Genomic DNA, 16,644 nt, shown 5'->3' on the forward strand with positions numbered 1-16,644 from the left:
TCAGTACGTTTGCCGGATAACTAAAGTTAAAACCAAAAGAGATGGCTTTAAAAGACATTCAATCAACAGGAAGTAAAGATACGCGCAGCGGCTTCGGCGATGGTATTGTAGAAGCAGCACGTAAAAACGAAAATATTGTTGCCCTCACAGCCGATTTGTTAGGCTCGATGAAACTAAACCAGTTTGTTAAAGAGTTTCCCGAAAGATTTGTGCAGTGCGGTATTGGTGAAGCCAATATGATCGGCGTTGCATCAGGACTTTCCATTGGAGGAAAAATTCCTTTTACCACCACTTTCGCCAACTTTAGTACGGGCCGGGTATATGACCAGATCCGCCAGTCCGTTGCTTACAGCGGCAAAAATGTAAAGATTTGTGCTTCGCATGCGGGTGTAACCTTAGGCGAAGATGGCGCCACGCACCAGATACTGGAAGATATCGGGTTAATGAAAATGCTACCGGGTATGACCGTAGTAGTACCTTGTGATTATACACAAACCAAAGCGGCTACACAGGCTATTGCTGAATATGAAGGACCGGTTTACCTGCGTTTTGGTCGCCCCAGCTGGCCTATTTTCACCAAAGAAGAAGATTTTCAGATCGGTAAAGCCCAATATTTCTCCGAAGGCACTGATGTTACCATTTTCGCTTGCGGTCATCTGGTATGGAATGCCATTCAGGCAGGAGCAGAATTAGAAGAAAAAGGAATTAGCGTGGAGGTAATTAACATACACACCATCAAACCTTTAGACGAAGAAGCGGTGATCAAATCGTTGAAAAAAACCAAATGTGCGGTTACTGCAGAAGAGCACAATATTATTGGCGGACTGGGCGATGCGATTGGGCAGTGTGCGGCTAAAAACTTCCCGGTTCCTATTGAATATGTGGGTACGAAGGACACTTTTGGCGAAAGCGGTACTCCTAAAGAGCTGCTGAAAAAGTATGGCATGGACGTTTCAGATATCGTTGCCGCTGCCGAAAAGGTAATGGCCCGCAAAAATGCATAACATTATTGAATGATAGTAGTCAACCCGCGCATGTCGCGGGTTTCTTTTTGGAGTTAAACCTTTCTCTGTTTTGAAAGTCTTATATATTCTTTAATGGAGCGCTCCTTTCTTTCTGATGATGAACTTTTACTTCTGTTTCGTGACCCGGTTACGAAACAGAAGGCGTTTTCACAGATTATTGAAAAATACAAGGAGAAACTTTACTGGCATATACGACGGATGGTATTAATACATGAGGATGCCGACGATGTATTGCAAAACGTTTTCATCAAAATGTGGAAGGGGCTTGAGCAATTCAGGGAAGAGAGTAAATTATATAGCTGGCTTTACCGCATCGCCTCCAACGAGAGTATTACTCATTTGAACCGAATCAAAAAGCAACTACAGGTAGAAACAGACCAGGCAACTCATAGCTACCTCGAGGAGCAGGTAAAGGCCGACTCCTATTTTGATTCGTCCAAAGTAGAATGGAAGCTGCAACTGGCTATTCAAACCCTGCCCGAACAGCAGAAGCTTGTTTTTAATTTGCGGTATTTTGATGAAATGACCTATCAGGAAATTAGCGAAGTACTGGGTGTAACAGTAGGCGCATTAAAAGCCAGCTATCACCATGCGGCAAAAAAAATACAGGATTACCTGGTAAACGAATTAAACTTTTAATACCCGTCGGGGTCTATTTTATAAGAAATGAATGAACACAATGACATATTAAAAGCATTGCGTCAGCAAATGAAAGAGAATAATAACTCAGAAGGGCATCCGCTCCGCACCCCACAGGATTATTTCCCTGGCCTGGAGAACAGCATCCTGTCAAAAGTTTTGGAAGAGGACACCTCACTAACCCTGCCTGACGATGGTAAAGAGCCAACATTCACGGTCCCCACCGGCTATTTTGAGGGCCTGGAGAAAGAAATCCTTAAAAAAACCGCTTCACCTGCACCAGTCAGGAAGCTATTTTCTCACAGATGGAGGTCAATAGCGGCTGCGGCGGTTATTGGAGTGCTTATAGGGGGAGGTATTTATTACCGGGAAGCATCTAATTCTCAACAAATTGCTATTCAAAACGGGGCAGGCAGCACCGCGGTAATCCATAATATCAGCAGTAACGAGCTAACAGATTTTGTGGAAGATGGAGCTGCGGTCAATGGTAATAGCAGCGACAAGAAAAAACCAGTTGACATTAATCAACTTTTTCAACAGGTCAGCAGCCAGGATCTGGAAAGTTTTTTGAATGAAACCGCAGTTAATAATACCGAATTATTTTAGACAACCATGAGCATATGTAGCCGCATACTATTTGTTTTTGCAATGCTTTTCGTGTCACATTTTGGCACCTATGGCCAGCAAAAGCACCCATCGAAACTTAACGATGTCTTTTTTGAATATGTTTCAAAAACCCTGGAGCTAAAACCCTCAGATGCAGCACAGATGCGGCCTGTGATCAAAAAGTATCTTGATGAAAGAAAGAAGGTTTATGGCAAATTTTCGGATCCGTTAGAGCGGGAGCAGAAAATATTGAACATAAAAATGAGCTCCCGGAAAGAAATGGCTGCTATTGTTGGCATGCAAAAAGCCAACGCTTTTTTTTCGAGCGAGCAGGCCTTCCGCCGCAAAGTGAGGGAAGAGCTGAAACAGCGGAATGAGGAGCGGAAAAAAAATTAATGTTTAAACTTTTTTCTTAATAAATTTTTTTTGTCTGAATCTATTTCCTATTTTTGCAACTGGTGTTTTTCATAGGTTAGCAACGGCCAGCTCTTTTTAGGGCAGGCCTTTTTTTTATTCTTTGCTTTTTATTATTCAAAACGTTTTACAGGTGTTTGAATATCGTGATAGAATAAAAACTGCCACTCTGTACCTTCCAGCAACCATTTCTCCCGCAATTGCATAGCTTTTTTTCCATCATAGTCGTACTTAGCCGCAAACCTGGTTTTCATTTGTGAGAGCTGAGGCGCGTCATCTGCACCAAAGAAAATCGTCTCTTCGCCCTCCCTTAGCCAAATTACGCGATGATATTTTGAATGAGCGCCTGTTACCTCGTAGCTGATCCCATCGGCTATAAAGCCGGTTTCTGCCTCTGTGAGCACGAGGGCATCGCTATTTTGTAACAGCTCCAATAAATCGGTATTGTACGATGCCGACCCAATTTCCGTAGCATATTCCAGCTCCTGCTTTTGAATATGATAAGTGGCATTTTCAAACGCCAGCTGCCGGGTATAGGGGTTGATCAGCCCGCCCGCGTGGTCTTTATGTAAATGGCTCATGATCACCATTGTGATATCGCCGGCATTAATACCCTGATCGCGCAGGTTTTTATATAATTGAAACTGCCCGTCTTCACCGGTAAGCCCTAAGCCGGTATCAAGCAATATAATATCGCTGCCGGTTATCACAACAAAAGGCTGAATTTCCACTAAAAGACTGCCCCGGTTACGGTCAGCCATTTCATCTTCATTGAATTTAAAGGGAATAAATTGCTTCGACGCATCTACGGTAAATGCGCCTTCTGAAAGGGGTATAATCTTCATCAGGCAAAAGTAGTTGTTATTAAGTAGTAGCGGACTGTATGCGGCGTCTTAGGGTGCCATTCAAATTTTGCGTTAAGCGTAACTTCTTTTATAGAGTCATTTCGAACCTGTCGCCAAACCCGCCTGACCGGCCGGCAGATCTCCTGTATTTTGGCGGATGTCTCCATTCCCAGGTCTGCATGACGCTGGCGAAAATTGGAAAATTAATATTTCACAGGAAAGCCATATTAATGATCGCATTATGCCTTTTCCTAAATGGGATTATCATTGGATTGATGGCCGCAGGTAATGATAAAGACAATTTCTTGTTTTATTATATTTCGATCTCTATTCCTTATATATTCTTCTTTAGAACAATAAGAAATAATATAACCGAAGTTAAGCAAGCTATACCGGGAGCAATGTTTGAATGAGAATTTCCTCCATTCTTAGCAAATACCGAACGGGATTTTGAAAGATACTGGAATCCGGTAGCAACCCCGGTTTACAAATGGTATCATTTCCTTTCCTTACATATTCCTTCTGTACTGACCTCCTACTTCGTATAAAGCATGAGTAATCTCTCCCAGCGAGCAATACTTCACGCAGTCCATTAATTCCGAAAAAAGATTACCACTCTCCAGTGCAACCTGTTTGAGTTTTTTTAAAGCCTCCGCATTCTTTCCCTCATTTCTTTGCTGAAAGGCCTGCAGGTTTTTAATCTGAAGCTCCTTTTCTTCAGTTGTGCTCCTTATCACTTCCTGTGGCAGTATTGTCGGGCTACCTTTTTTGCTTAAAAAAGTATTGACGCCTACCAGCGGTAAGTCCCCGTTGCTTTTCTGCATTTCATAATGCATGCTTTCTTCCTGTATTTTGTTGCGCTGGTACATTCTTTCCATCGCTCCTAATACACCGCCTCTCTCGCTGATGCGTTCAAATTCAGCCAACACAGCGACTTCCACCAGGTCAGTCAATTCTTCCAGGGCAAAACTTCCCTGCAGGAAATTCTCTGATTTAGCAGTTCCTAATTCCCGGTTAATGATCAACTGGATAGCCATGGCCCTGCGCACACTCTCCTCCGTAGGTGTGGTGATTGCTTCGTCGTAGGCGTTCGTATGTAAAGAATTGCAGTTATCATAAATAGCATATAGTGCCTGTAAAGTAGTGCGGATATCATTAAAGTCGATCTCCTGTGCATGCAGGCTCCTACCGGATGTCTGTATATGATACTTCAGTTTTTGTGACCGTTCATTAGCGCCATATTTCTGCTTCATCGCCTTGGCCCATATACGACGCGCTACACGCCCTATTACACTATACTCAGGATCCATGCCATTACTGAAAAAGAACGAAAGATTAGGTGCAAAATCATCGATATGCATCCCCCGGCTCAGGTAATACTCCACATAAGTAAACCCATTCGCCAACGTAAAGGCCAGCTGAGTAACAGGGTTGGCACCGGCCTCAGCAATATGATAACCGCTGATACTTACGCTATAAAAATTCCGAACCTTATTATCGATAAAATATTCCTGTACATCACCCATTAGCTTCAGCGCAAACTCGGTAGAAAAAATACAGGTGTTCTGCGCCTGGTCTTCTTTTAAGATATCTGCCTGCACCGTTCCCCGCACCTGCTGCAAGGTGGCCGCTTTTATTTGTTCGTAAACATCAGCAGGCAATACTTCATCTCCACTTAATCCTAATAGTTTTAAGCCAAGACCGTTATGACCTTTTGGAAGATCACCTGTGTAAACAGGAGGGTTATTCCCCTCAAACTTCGTCTCCAATCGGCTATTGACCATTAACCATTGACTATTCTCTTCCACCCACTTTTCACATTGCTGATCTATAGCCGCGTTTAAAAAGAAAGCCAGCAACACAGGCGCGGGTCCGTTAATCGTCATTGATACAGAAGTGGTGGCATCGCAGAGATCAAACCCGCTGTACAATTTCTTGGCATCATCTACCGTAGCAACGCTTACGCCGCTATTCCCCACTTTTCCAAAAATATCAGCGCGATGCGCCGGATCTTCGCCATAAAGGGTAACGCTATCAAAGGCAGTGCTCAGGCGCTTTGCAGGCTGATCAAGGCTTACATAATGAAAACGCTTATTGGTTCGTTCAGGTCCGCCCTCACCTGCAAACATCCGTGTAGGATCTTCGCCTTGGCGCTTTAACTCAAACACACCTGCAGTGAAAGGGAATTTACCGGGTAGATTCTCCTGCAACTGCCATTTTAAAATATCACCCCAGTCTTTATACTGCGGTAATGTTATCTTTTTGCTTTTTGAACCGCTTAACGACACGTTAATTAATGGTTGCCTGATTATTTTATCCCGCACTTTATATTCAAAATAATCCTGGCTATAAGCATTGATAATTGCCGGCCATTTATCTATCAGCTCTTTATTTCCCGGATCCAGATTGAGCAACAGCTGTTGTTTCTTTTCTTCAATCATTGCAGCAACGTCCTTCATCAGTTTTTGAACCCCCTCAAGCTGGTATAACTGTGAAGCCAGGGTAGATTGTGTGTCGACCCATTGATCGTACATCTTTATAGCTTCGGTTATCTCAGAAAGATAGCGGACTTGCTTCGTCGGAATGATCCTCGTTTTACTGGTAGTATCATTCGTATGCGCATGAAGTACCACAGGCCCACCCCATGTGATCTTAGTTTTTATTTCGATGGCCTTAACAATCCGATCAAACAATTCATTCACGCCGGAGTCATTGAACTGTGCGGCAATAGTGCCGATAACCGGAATCTCCTCTTCTTTCGCAGTCCATAACTGGTGATTCCGCCGGTATTGTTTTTTTACATCCTGCAAGGCATCCAGAGCGCCGGGCTTATCGAATTTGTTAATACAGATCCAATCGGCATAATCCAGCATATTGATCTTTTCCAATTGAGAAGCCGCCCCATACTCGGGGGTCATCACATACAAGCTTAAATCACAGTAATCTACAATGGAAGCATCGCTTTGACCCACACCCGCACTTTCCAGTATCACCAGGTTAAAACCGGCTGCTTTACAGATATCAATTGCTTCCCGAGCCGTTTGGGTCAGGGCAAGGTGATCATTCCGGGTTGCCATTGAGCGCATATAAGCTCTGGGATGAGATATTGCGTTCATGCGAATCCGGTCACCCAACAAAGCCCCACCCGTCTTTTTCCTGGAAGGATCAACAGATACAACTGCAATAGTTTTACCCGGAAACTGATGTAAAAAACGACGCACTATCTCATCTGTAACGGATGATTTACCTGCACCACCGGTGCCTGTAATGCCCAATACAGCAGCGTCCTCCAAAGGAGCTCTTGCGAACTGGTCTTCCCCGGGAACGGAGAGGCCTTCAGCCGGTAAACCCAGTTCTGCATGGGTAATAGCTCTTGCTATGCGGCGGATGTCTTTGCTTTCGCCTAAAGGTGGCCTGTCATCCCAACTTTTTTCGGCCTCAAAATAGGCCGACTCTCCTGCCCGGCTCAACAGGTCTTCGATCATGCCCTCCAGTCCCATTCTTCTACCATCATCAGGCGAATAAATATGTTCAATACCATACTCATGCAGTTCGTCGATCTCTGCCGGTAAAATGGTACCGCCACCGCCACCGAATATTTTGATATGACCACAACCAGCTTCCCGCAACATATCGAATATATATTTAAAGAACTCAATATGCCCGCCCTGGTAACTCGTAATAGCAATGGCATGCGCATCTTCTTCAATCGCACATTCTACTATTTCATGCACACTCCTGTTATGCCCCAGGTGAATAATCTCGGCGCCCTTACTTTGAAGAATGCGGCGCATGATGTTAATAGCGGCATCATGCCCGTCAAATAAAGACGCGGCGGTAACAATGCGTATCGTGGTTGCTTGTGTTTTGTTCATATAGCGGGTACTGTCAACAAATTTAAAGATTATTGTGTAGCAAATGCAATGACGGCAATAAGGTCAAATGTGGGTAGCTCAACGGAGAAAAAGACGAAAGCGTAAAAAAAATGGAGCACCTTTTACAGGAAACTCCATTACTGGTCATGCAAATTATTTTCCTACTTTAACCGCAATGACGCTAAGTCGCCAGGAAACAGGCAACCTAAATAACATCGCGTCTTTGCGCCTTTGTTCGAAGAATTCCGTTGGAGCGGTCGAGCCTTTTCCTTCAGGTAACTTCAGTGCGATACACGCGACGCAGCTCTAAAACTTCAACGTAATACTGGCCATTGCCGATCTCGGCATTTGAGGCGCTAGTACACCTTGTCCTGCAAAGTATAACTCATCCGTTAAATTATCCAGTTTTAATCCCAACCTGAAAGATTTGGTTTCATAGAAAACAGTAGCATTCAATAAGGTGTAGGAAGGTATCGTGAAAACACCTGTCGCAGCCGAATTAGCGGTTTCAAAATCGCCAACATAATTACCTCCAAAACCTGCCCCTAATCCTTTCAATTTACCACCAGGTATGCCGTAACTGATCCAAAGATTAGCCAGGTCTGCCGGACCTGCACTTGGAGGCCGTCTACCCTGCGTAGCAGCTACCGCCGATTTGGTAAGCTTGCTGTTATTATGTGAATAACCTGCTACCAGGTTCAAGCCGCTGAAAGGATTGGCGATCAGTTCCAGCTCATATCCTTTGCTGAACTGGGTACCATCCTGAACCTTTATAATATAGTTTACATTTTCCCATACCAATTGCCCATCCCGTACCAATTGTTCTTCCCGTGTAAATTGCTCATCCCGCACCACATTGCTCACTTCAATTTCGTAATAGCTGGCAGTAAGGTTTAACCGGCCGCTAAACAGATCCAGCTTCACACCCGTTTCCCATTGATTGGCCTGCTGCGGTTTCAACACGCCTGAAATATCCAGCACAGGCTGGGTAACGGGAGCCACATTGGAGAAGCCATTCATATAATTACCAAATACTGAAATACGGTCTTTTATTACCTGGTACACTAGTCCCAGCTTGGGAGACAGGGCGGTTTGACCATATTTTGAATTAGCCAGAATTGTATCGGTAGCCAGGTCGTAAGTACCATTGCCTTCAAAGCGATCCAACCTCAGGCTCACCATGGCCAAAAGGTTGTCGGTAATATTTAACACATTGGAGGCATACGCACTGTAAATATTCGTACGTGTATTATTTCTTACACCACGGGCCGTGCTGGCCGCCAGCCGCGCATCTACCAACGCCCGGTTAAGCTTTGAATAATTAGGATCAGTCGGATTTAATGCGTTTACAAAGTCCAAAACAATGTAAGGGGAATTATCATTTTTGATGCGCTGGTTTACATAATCAAGCCCTACCAATAGCCTGTTGCGCATCTTCCCTATCTTAAAATCTCCCACAAAATTCTGCTGCACATCCAGGTTCGCATTCATCGTATTCTGGTAAGAGATATTTCTCTCCAGGCTGTCGTCTGTTGCTTTCCGGATAAACTGGTATTGGTAATATCCTTCAGACTGACGGGTATTGTTGGAGAGAATCGTTTGTGAAGTCCATTGATTGGAGATCTGGTAATTGAATACAGCCCTGAGATTAGCTGTAGGATTTTTCATAGAGAGATCATTATTGGTATACGACCTCTTGAAATTAAAGCCCAGCTCTTGGGGTGTATGCGCGACAAACTGCCTGGTCCGGTTTAAGAAGATAGCTGATGGAGTGGTAAACTCCGAGGTATAGAGTTCAGCGTTCAGGTTAATCTTCAACCTTTCATTTACCCTGTACTCCAGTGCAGGTGCTATAAAAAAAGATTTCCTGAAACCGGCATCCTGCCAGCTGTTCTGATTTTGATAGGCAATGTTTACCCGCCCCAGTAAGTTCTTTTCTTTATTAATAGGTCCGTACACATCAGCCGTCAGCCTGTTTAAGTTAAAGCTGCCATGTATAAAAGATACTTCGCCACCAAAATTCTCCTGGGGCTTGCGTGTAATCAGGTTGATCACGCCACCATAAGTGGCCACGGCCCCTCCGTACAAGGTAGCAGACGGCCCACGCAGCACTTCTACTTTTTCTACATTGGCGGGGTCTATTTCTCCATTGGTTTGTGTAGGCACGCCGTCTACCATCGACACTTCAGTTCTGAAACCACGAAGACTGTAATAAGTCGCGCCATCGGTATTGATACCCCGGTTGGCAGACACTTTAAAAACACCCGGTGCATTTTTCAGCAGGTTACTAAAATCGGTAGTGATCTGTTCTTTGATCAACTCTTTTGATATACTGCTGTATGCCTGGGGATTTTCCAGGTTGCTTAAAGGCATTTTGGCTACCGTCTGGCTTTTCTTCACTAAAAACTTATTCTTTCCCGCGGTTATGATTACGGTTTCTAACTCAGCGCTATTAACCTGCAAGGCAAATACCGGGTTAACTGTTTGCCCGGCTGGTACAGTCACCTCCTGTTCTTTACTTTCATACCCCAATAAAGTCACCTGCAAGGTATAGGTTCCGGGTTTCAGCCTTGCAAATTCAAAGCCCCCTTCGTTATCGGTTGCAGTACCCTGCTTTGTATTTTTGATCACTACACTTACGTTGGCGGCAGGCTGATCGTCGGAAGTTTTAACCATACCTGCAATAGCCCCAAATTTATCCTGGGCCAATATACTCATGCAAAACATGGTGCAGACAATAACAGCTAAAGCGCGGAATACCATCAATCTTTTCATTCATTTGGTTTTGTGGCCGCAAAAGTAGGTCCCGGTTTAGTCTGGGGTGTTACGAGATGCGGAAAATTAGTGCCGGCTGGTTTCGATTTCAGGAAAACTTTCAGTGCAAGTCTGGAGCTTCCCGAAGAAACGAGCTCTCACCGATCACCCAGCATACACACAGGCCATACTACCTTACCATAGAACTTTCTGTGCTGCTCCGTGACTTCCGTGAGAGATGACTTCTCACAGATCGCTCAGAATACACAGACAATACCACGTTGCCATAGTACCGATAAAATAGAAACTTTTCTGTGTAGCTCCGGGGCTTCCGTGAGAGATTACTTCTCCCAGATCACTCAGAAATACACAGACAATACCACGTTACCATAGTACCGATAAAATAGAAACTTTCTGTGTAACTCCGGGGCTTCCGTGAGAGATTACTTCTCCCAGATCACTCAGAAATACACAGACAATACCACGTTACCATAGTACCGATAAAATAGAAACTTTCTGTGTAACTCCGGGGCTTCCGTGAGAGACTACTACTCGCAGATCGCTCAGAATTACCCTACCTTCGCCCCGCATGAATCAACGGGAACTATTTTTACGCCATGTAGCGCAAACATCAACTGCGCCATTGGCATTGGAAATTACAAAGGCAGAAGGCGCTGTCCTGCGCGATGTTAACGGGAAAGAATATATCGACCTGATAGGCGGCATTAGTGTAGCCAATGTAGGGCACCGTCACCCTAAAGTAATTGACGCCATCCATCAGCAGCTGGATAGCTATATGCACATTATGGTGTACGGAGAATTTGTGGAAGCGCCGCAGGTGCAATATGCCTATTACCTGGCACAGCATTTACCTGAAAGCCTGAACTCCGTTTACTTTACCAACTCCGGCGCAGAAGCGGTAGAGGGCGCTATGAAGCTGGCGAAACGGGCTACTAACCGCACCCGGATCATTGCCTGCGAAAGTTCTTATCACGGTTCTACCCAGGGCGCTTTAAGTATCATCGGTAGCGAGTATTGGCGTAATGCCTACCGGCCGCTTTTACCGGGCATCCTGCATCTGCAATATAACAGCCAGGAATTAATTGATTCTATTGATAACCATACCGCTTGTGTGATACTGGAAACCGTACAGGCAGAAGCTGGTATTATAATACCCGACACGAACTGGTTGCAGGCTGTCAGAAAAAAGTGCACTGAAACACGAACGCTGTTAATACTCGATGAAATCCAGGCTGGCTTTGGCAGAACCGGTAAACTCTGGGGTTTCGAACATTTTGGTGTAATACCTGATATTGTGCTGTTGGGAAAAGCATTAGGCGGCGGTATGCCCCTGGGCGCCTTTGTAGCAGATAAGGAATTGATGATGCAACTGGCAGACAACCCGGTGTTGGGGCATATCACCACTTTTGGTGGCCACCCCGTTTGCTGCGCGGCTGGATTGGCAGCTATGCAGACATTGATCGATGAAGCCATGGCAAACGAAGTGACCGAAAAAGGCAACCTGTTTACATCCCTGCTGCAACATGACCAAATAAAAGCAGTACGCCATATCGGCTTATTAATGGCGGTAGAATTCGATAGCTTTGAAACCAATAAAAAAGTGATCGATGCTGTGATTGAAACCGGCGCCTTAACCGACTGGTTTTTGTTTGCGTCTAACTGCCTGCGTATTTGTCCGCCATTAACCATCAGCGAAGCAGAAATAAGAAAAGCCTGTAGCATCATCATTGACGTACTCAACAAAAATTAAGACATTTATAGCAATCGCAATTACATAAAAGAATACAATGGATACCGCAAACAACGAAAAAAAAATGGCAGCGCTGGAAGCTGTAAAAGAAATTAAAGACGGCATGACTGTAGGGCTGGGAACTGGTTCTACCGCTTATTATGCTATACATGCTGTGGCAGAGCTGATTGGGCAGGGTATGAATCTGAAAACTGTTCCCACTTCTGAACAAACCAAACAAATGTCGATAGAGCTAGGCATTCCTATGGTAGATATAAACAGCATCGATTCGCTTGATGTAACTATTGATGGCGCCGATGAGTTCACCCAAAACCTGGAGCTGATCAAAGGTGGGGGTGGTGCGCTATTAAGAGAGAAGATCGTTGCGTCGATCACTAAAAAACAAATCATCATCACGGATAGTTCTAAAATGGTGCACCAGCTAGGTAAATTCAAAGTGCCTATTGAAGTAATTCCTATGGCTTGCAGCTATGTAATGCGTCAACTACCTGCCATTGGCGGAATCGGCCTGGTTCGCAAGAAAAAAGATAAAGATTATATTACCGACCAGGGCAACCTGATCATTGATGCAGACTTTGGATTGATTGAACATCCTGCGGTATTAGATGAACAACTGAACAAAATTGTAGGTGTAGTAGAACATGGCTTGTTCATCGGACTGGCTCACAAAGTAATTATGATAAAGGATGGCGAGGCGATCACGTTCTCTGCTTAAACATAAACATAGGATCAATGATAAAAAAGGCTGTACCAAGCTTAACGCTTTGTACAGCCTTTTTATTTAACAGCAGTCAATACTATTGCGCGGCTTCACTTTTCAAAGCAGGCCGCTCTCCTTCCTGATACCAGTCCTCAGCATGCATTTGCTTGCCGTGTCGTTCATTACAAAACCTACCATTGTGGCGTTTTGCAAAATATTGCTCACCGGCAAAAGCATACAAACTTCCAAAGGTTACTACCGCTGCTAATAATCCTACCAGTAGATGTTGTCTTCTTTGTTTCATTGGTACTTCATTTAAAAATTAATAGATTTATTGGGCCATAGTTGTCTTATGATGCTGCCCTCCGCAACCATATTGAAAGCGTTCTTTGAACTGGGCATACTCTTCATCTGTCATGTTCCTAACCTTATCAGCAAAGCGGGTAAAACGCTCCTGGCGCCTGCTTCCCGGCCCCCATGACCGGCGTCCAAACAAGCGAAATAATAATCCTACGATAAGGACAAACACAGCTACCCGCAATACGAAAAAGGGTATGAAGAATAAAGCAGCGCCGATAAGAGCGCCGGCTATAACGGGTTTTAAAATGGATCTGTTCATAACTATTATTTTAATTTGTTACCTATAGAATAACGTCGGGTAATTGTAAATTACTTTATAGGAAATCGTTTTCCCCACGGTTTGGAGCTTTTTGCCGGTGAAAGCACCCGCAGCGCCGGTAAACAACGATTGCATATTATTAAGGTGCAGCAATGCAGGTTTTGACCTGTCACCTCAAAAAAAAATGCGAAGGGAATTACCTCTTCGCATTTCAACTATTTCGCTTCATTATTAAGAATGCATCCCGCAACGACGCTTCCATGCTTCTTTAAACTTTTGCCTATCCTCCTCGCTCATATTGCGGTACTTGTCTCTTAGCTCGCCTCTCGATCCAAACTTCTTATGCCCCTTGCCACCAAAACCACTGAATAATATTTTACTTAGCACCAGTATGCCCATGGCTTGCCAGTAGCTCACCGGCTTCACAGGCAAAACATCTGGTAATACCGCATTCCAAAGCAACATTACAATGGCGCTAAATAAAAAGACAGCGGCTATGCCACACAGTATCATCAGTATAACCGGCGGTCGCCCACATTTTCTTCTCATGCTCATAAAATACCTTTTTTTAAAAATTACTTAACTCGTTGTACAAATATTGCAAACGCTTACGCAAATGCTGTACCGCATACCGTTTCCGGCTAATAACAGTTTTAATGCTTTCACCACTTCTATTGGCTATTTCCTGCAGTGTCATATCTTCCAGCTCATTCAAAATAAAAGCTTCCCGTTGGGCTACCGGAAGCTCTTCCAGTGCATCAAATAAGGATTCCCAAAAAAGTTCCTTAAAGTCTTCCAACTCGGGATTATCATTGATAGCCAGTAAAATATCCTTAAAATAAACGTCGCCGTCTTCGCCCTCGTACTGGTAATCCTCAATCAGATCTGGCTTCTTTTTACGATATTTATCGGTGATCTTATTGCGGGCTACAGCAAATAACCAGCCGCTTACTTCTTCAATAGTTTGAGTGGCAGATGTGTTGGAAAACTGGTACCATACATCCTGCAAAATATCTTCAGCATCGGCATCGGTATTTACCTTCCCGCGTATAAAGCCAAAAAGCCGCTTACTGTAATTCTTTACAGTATCAACAATGTTCTGCTTTTTGTCTTCGGCCATTATCGCTATTCCGTCCGCCATTAAAATAGTAAACGGACGATGGAGGAAATTACTTTAAAAATCTGGAATTATCGTTTGGGAATTGATTTTGAGCAGATAAACATTGGACACCTCCTTTTCAACACTATAAAACGGCTCTCATACCGCAGCGAAAATGTGATGCAGTAATGCAAATAAATCATTAACAAAGATACCAGCAATAGAACAGATGGCAGCTTCGTTGCCTGCCCGTTCTGGTCGGGCGGGCATCGCAATCACTTTAACTGAAGTACACAGAACATCAGTGGTTTCCATCAACTACAACAATCTTATACCTACCCCTATGCGTTCAATTATTGCCAGTTAAAATCCACCAGGTTTTCAAACACCACTTGCTGCTGCGTTCCCGTTGCCAGGTTTTTCAAATTCACCACCCCGGCTTCCAGCTCCTTGCTCCCCAGCACGGCTATAAATGGAATGGACTTTTTTTCGGCATATTTAAACTGCTTATCAAATTTGCTGTTCTCATGGAATACTTCACAGGCAATCCCCTGGCTACGCAATGTTTGAGCCAGTTCCATGGCTTTGGCTACTTCGGCTTCACCTAAATTAAAAAACAGGAGTTTCGTTCCCGAAACTACTTCCGTTGGAAAAACATCCAGTTCACTCATCACATCATAAATGCGATCTACACCAAATGAAATACCTACACCCGGAATATTAGGCACGCCGAATAAACCGGTCAGATCATCATAACGGCCGCCTCCACCAATGCTGCCTATTTGCACACCCTTGGCTTTTACTTCGAAAATAGTTCCGGTATAATAATTCAGACCGCGGGCGAGTGTGAGATCAATTAAAGGTGAATAGGGAATAGTGAGGGGTGAATGGGCAATCAAATACATTAACTCTTCAATACCTTTTAAGCCGGTTTCATTCCCGGCGAAGATGGTTTTTAGTTGTTGTAATTTTTCTTCGTTACTGCCGCTGATATTTAAAAAGGATTCAATGGTCTGAACCTGTGCTTCATTCAAACCTCTGCCCAACAGTTCCTCTTTTACTTTTTCAATCCCGATCTTATCCAGTTTATCAATGGCGATAGTAATGTCGATCATTTTTTCAGCACCGCCGCAGATATCGGCAAGCGCAGCCAGAACTTTGCGGTTATTGATGCGGATTTCTACATCCACTTTCAATTTCTGGAAAACAGTTGCATATATATTTACCAATTCCAGTTCGTTCAGCAAAGACTTGCTGCCTACCACGTCCGCATCACACTGGTAAAACTCACGGTAACGTCCTTTCTGGGGGCGGTCTGCCCGCCATACCGGCTGCATCTGGTAGCGTTTAAACGGCATGGGCAGCTGCTGGTGATTCATAGCCACATAACGCGCGAAAGGGATGGTCAAATCATAACGTAATGCCCTTTCCGTTATATCCTTACTGGACTTACCTTCAGTAATTTTGGCAAACCCTTCCCGGATCTTTCCGGCCTTGGCTTCATTATCCAGGCCGTTATTTAATATTTTAAAGATCAGCTTGTCGCCTTCTTCTCCATATTTGCCCATTAAGGTTTCCAGGTTTTCCATGGCAGGCGTTTCCAGCGGCTGAAAGCCATATAATTCAAAAACAGCCTGGATGGTACTGAAAATATAATTGCGTTTTCTTACTGTATCCGCTCCAAAATCACGGGTTCCCTGTGGTATTGTTGGTTTCATTTTTATTTAGTTCATGGTTCATAGGGTATGGTTCATAGTATTGCCGATTAACATTGCTTTCCATGAACTATGATCCATTATCTATGAACCTATTTATATTTCTCTATTATTGCCTCGCAGGCACTGTCGATCATATCATATACATCATGGTAGCCCGGCTCCGGGCCATACCAGGGATCCGGCACATCCCTGTTCTCACCGGGATAGATCTCGTTCATCAATAATTCTACTTTTGACGGATCGAATTTGCCTTTTGCGATCCATTTTATTTCATCCACTACATCCCGGGCCATTGCGTAGATCTTGTCATATTTTTCAAAATCGGCTGCAATAAACCGGCGGGAACATTGTCCGCTAATATCCAGCCCCCTGGCCTTTGCCACTTTTTGAGAAAGCTGGTGCGGCGCTTCTCCTGTATGATAACCATTAGTGCCGGCGCTGTCCACCCTCCAGTTTAAACCTGCCTGATTTACCCGATGCTGCAAAATACCTTCAGCCAAAGGGCTGCGACAGATATTACCCAGGCATACCATCAAAATATTCATCTCTCGTATGTTATTACGTTTATTCTATATAAAT

Annotated in this window: 15 protein-coding genes; 6 read left to right on the top strand and 9 right to left on the bottom strand. The window is 44.1% G+C overall.

All coding sequences use genetic code 11. The features are described 5' to 3' along the window. The first annotated feature begins 41 nt into the window (after positions 1 to 41). The 4 genes from U0035_RS09955 to U0035_RS09970 all read left to right on the top strand — a co-directional run bounded on the left by U0035_RS09955 (position 42) and on the right by U0035_RS09970 (position 2,666). Positions 42 to 1,004, top strand: a complete 963-nt coding sequence (locus tag U0035_RS09955) for a transketolase family protein (RefSeq protein ID WP_114792159.1) — start codon at positions 42 to 44, stop codon at positions 1,002 to 1,004. Positions 1,005 to 1,097: 93 nt separating this feature from the next. Then, on the top strand, positions 1,098 to 1,664 hold the full coding sequence (locus U0035_RS09960) for an RNA polymerase sigma factor (protein WP_114792160.1): 567 nt from the start codon (positions 1,098 to 1,100) through the stop codon (positions 1,662 to 1,664). A gap of 27 nt (positions 1,665 to 1,691) precedes the next feature. Beyond that, positions 1,692 to 2,270 carry a hypothetical protein gene (locus U0035_RS09965; protein WP_114792161.1) on the top strand — a complete coding sequence of 193 codons (579 nt, stop codon included), beginning with the start codon at positions 1,692 to 1,694 and terminating at the stop codon, positions 2,268 to 2,270. A gap of 42 nt (positions 2,271 to 2,312) precedes the next feature. Further along, entirely contained in the window at positions 2,313 to 2,666 is a 354-nt protein-coding gene (locus tag U0035_RS09970) for a hypothetical protein (protein ID WP_211316496.1), read from the top strand. Between the two features lie 131 nt (positions 2,667 to 2,797). Here U0035_RS09970 and U0035_RS09975 read toward each other — a convergent pair whose 3' ends face one another. The 3 genes from U0035_RS09975 to U0035_RS09985 form a co-directional block, all read right to left on the bottom strand. Beyond that, positions 2,798 to 3,529 carry an MBL fold metallo-hydrolase gene (locus U0035_RS09975; protein WP_114792163.1) on the bottom strand — a complete coding sequence of 244 codons (732 nt, stop codon included), beginning with the start codon at positions 3,527 to 3,529 and terminating at the stop codon, positions 2,798 to 2,800. Between the two features lie 509 nt (positions 3,530 to 4,038). Continuing rightward, entirely contained in the window at positions 4,039 to 7,404 is a 3,366-nt protein-coding gene (locus tag U0035_RS09980) for a methylmalonyl-CoA mutase family protein (protein ID WP_114792165.1), read from the bottom strand. Positions 7,405 to 7,710: 306 nt separating this feature from the next. After that, complete coding sequence (locus U0035_RS09985; protein ID WP_114792167.1) at positions 7,711 to 10,179, bottom strand: TonB-dependent receptor; 2,469 nt, start codon at positions 10,177 to 10,179, stop codon at positions 7,711 to 7,713. 568 nt (positions 10,180 to 10,747) lie between these two features. Between U0035_RS09985 and U0035_RS09990 the strand changes: the two genes are divergently transcribed. Then, positions 10,748 to 11,929: an aspartate aminotransferase family protein gene (locus U0035_RS09990; protein WP_114792168.1), complete on the top strand. Its 1,182-nt coding sequence runs from the start codon at positions 10,748 to 10,750 to the stop codon at positions 11,927 to 11,929. A 37-nt stretch (positions 11,930 to 11,966) separates the two neighbouring features. Beyond that, the gene (gene rpiA, locus U0035_RS09995; RefSeq protein ID WP_114792169.1) at positions 11,967 to 12,644 is read left to right on the top strand and encodes a ribose-5-phosphate isomerase RpiA; all 678 of its coding nucleotides are present in this window, start codon (positions 11,967 to 11,969) and stop codon (positions 12,642 to 12,644) included. An 82-nt stretch (positions 12,645 to 12,726) separates the two neighbouring features. On the opposite strand, the gene U0035_RS10000 is transcribed toward rpiA, so the two are convergent. From U0035_RS10000 to U0035_RS10025, 6 genes are all read right to left on the bottom strand, one after another. After that, a complete protein-coding gene (locus tag U0035_RS10000; protein ID WP_114792170.1) occupies positions 12,727 to 12,933 on the bottom strand; it encodes a hypothetical protein in 207 nt (68 codons plus the stop codon). Between the two features lie 27 nt (positions 12,934 to 12,960). Then, a complete protein-coding gene (locus tag U0035_RS10005; protein ID WP_114792171.1) occupies positions 12,961 to 13,248 on the bottom strand; it encodes a hypothetical protein in 288 nt (95 codons plus the stop codon). Positions 13,249 to 13,479: 231 nt separating this feature from the next. Then, positions 13,480 to 13,797 (bottom strand): hypothetical protein, encoded by a 318-nt coding sequence (locus U0035_RS10010; RefSeq protein WP_245957792.1) that lies wholly within the window; start codon positions 13,795 to 13,797, stop codon positions 13,480 to 13,482. 19 nt (positions 13,798 to 13,816) lie between these two features. After that, positions 13,817 to 14,389: an RNA polymerase sigma factor gene (locus U0035_RS10015; RefSeq protein ID WP_211316497.1), complete on the bottom strand. Its 573-nt coding sequence runs from the start codon at positions 14,387 to 14,389 to the stop codon at positions 13,817 to 13,819. Positions 14,390 to 14,700: 311 nt separating this feature from the next. Further along, positions 14,701 to 16,065: a histidine--tRNA ligase gene (gene hisS / locus U0035_RS10020; protein WP_114792173.1), complete on the bottom strand. Its 1,365-nt coding sequence runs from the start codon at positions 16,063 to 16,065 to the stop codon at positions 14,701 to 14,703. Between the two features lie 89 nt (positions 16,066 to 16,154). After that, positions 16,155 to 16,610 (bottom strand): low molecular weight protein-tyrosine-phosphatase, encoded by a 456-nt coding sequence (locus tag U0035_RS10025; protein WP_114792174.1) that lies wholly within the window; start codon positions 16,608 to 16,610, stop codon positions 16,155 to 16,157. Positions 16,611 to 16,644 lie beyond the last annotated feature (34 nt).

It is taken from the genome of Niabella yanshanensis, assembly GCF_034424215.1.
In the GTDB taxonomy this organism is placed as follows: Bacteria; Bacteroidota; Bacteroidia; order Chitinophagales; family Chitinophagaceae; genus Niabella; species Niabella yanshanensis.

Coding starts and splice junctions, on each gene's coding strand:
- U0035_RS10010 (WP_245957792.1), bottom strand. CDS start 13,797: ATGAGAAGAAAATGTGGGCGACCGCCGGTTATACTGATGATACTGTGT.
- U0035_RS09965 (WP_114792161.1), top strand. CDS start 1,692: ATGAATGAACACAATGACATATTAAAAGCATTGCGTCAGCAAATGAAA.
- rpiA (WP_114792169.1), top strand. CDS start 11,967: ATGGATACCGCAAACAACGAAAAAAAAATGGCAGCGCTGGAAGCTGTA.
- hisS (WP_114792173.1), bottom strand. CDS start 16,065: ATGAAACCAACAATACCACAGGGAACCCGTGATTTTGGAGCGGATACA.
- U0035_RS09960 (WP_114792160.1), top strand. CDS start 1,098: ATGGAGCGCTCCTTTCTTTCTGATGATGAACTTTTACTTCTGTTTCGT.
- U0035_RS10005 (WP_114792171.1), bottom strand. CDS start 13,248: ATGAACAGATCCATTTTAAAACCCGTTATAGCCGGCGCTCTTATCGGC.
- U0035_RS10015 (WP_211316497.1), bottom strand. CDS start 14,389: ATGGCGGACGGAATAGCGATAATGGCCGAAGACAAAAAGCAGAACATT.
- U0035_RS09975 (WP_114792163.1), bottom strand. CDS start 3,529: ATGAAGATTATACCCCTTTCAGAAGGCGCATTTACCGTAGATGCGTCG.
- U0035_RS09985 (WP_114792167.1), bottom strand. CDS start 10,179: ATGAAAAGATTGATGGTATTCCGCGCTTTAGCTGTTATTGTCTGCACC.
- U0035_RS09980 (WP_114792165.1), bottom strand. CDS start 7,404: ATGAACAAAACACAAGCAACCACGATACGCATTGTTACCGCCGCGTCT.
- U0035_RS10000 (WP_114792170.1), bottom strand. CDS start 12,933: ATGAAACAAAGAAGACAACATCTACTGGTAGGATTATTAGCAGCGGTA.
- U0035_RS09990 (WP_114792168.1), top strand. CDS start 10,748: ATGAATCAACGGGAACTATTTTTACGCCATGTAGCGCAAACATCAACT.
- U0035_RS09970 (WP_211316496.1), top strand. CDS start 2,313: ATGCTTTTCGTGTCACATTTTGGCACCTATGGCCAGCAAAAGCACCCA.
- U0035_RS09955 (WP_114792159.1), top strand. CDS start 42: ATGGCTTTAAAAGACATTCAATCAACAGGAAGTAAAGATACGCGCAGC.
- U0035_RS10025 (WP_114792174.1), bottom strand. CDS start 16,610: ATGAATATTTTGATGGTATGCCTGGGTAATATCTGTCGCAGCCCTTTG.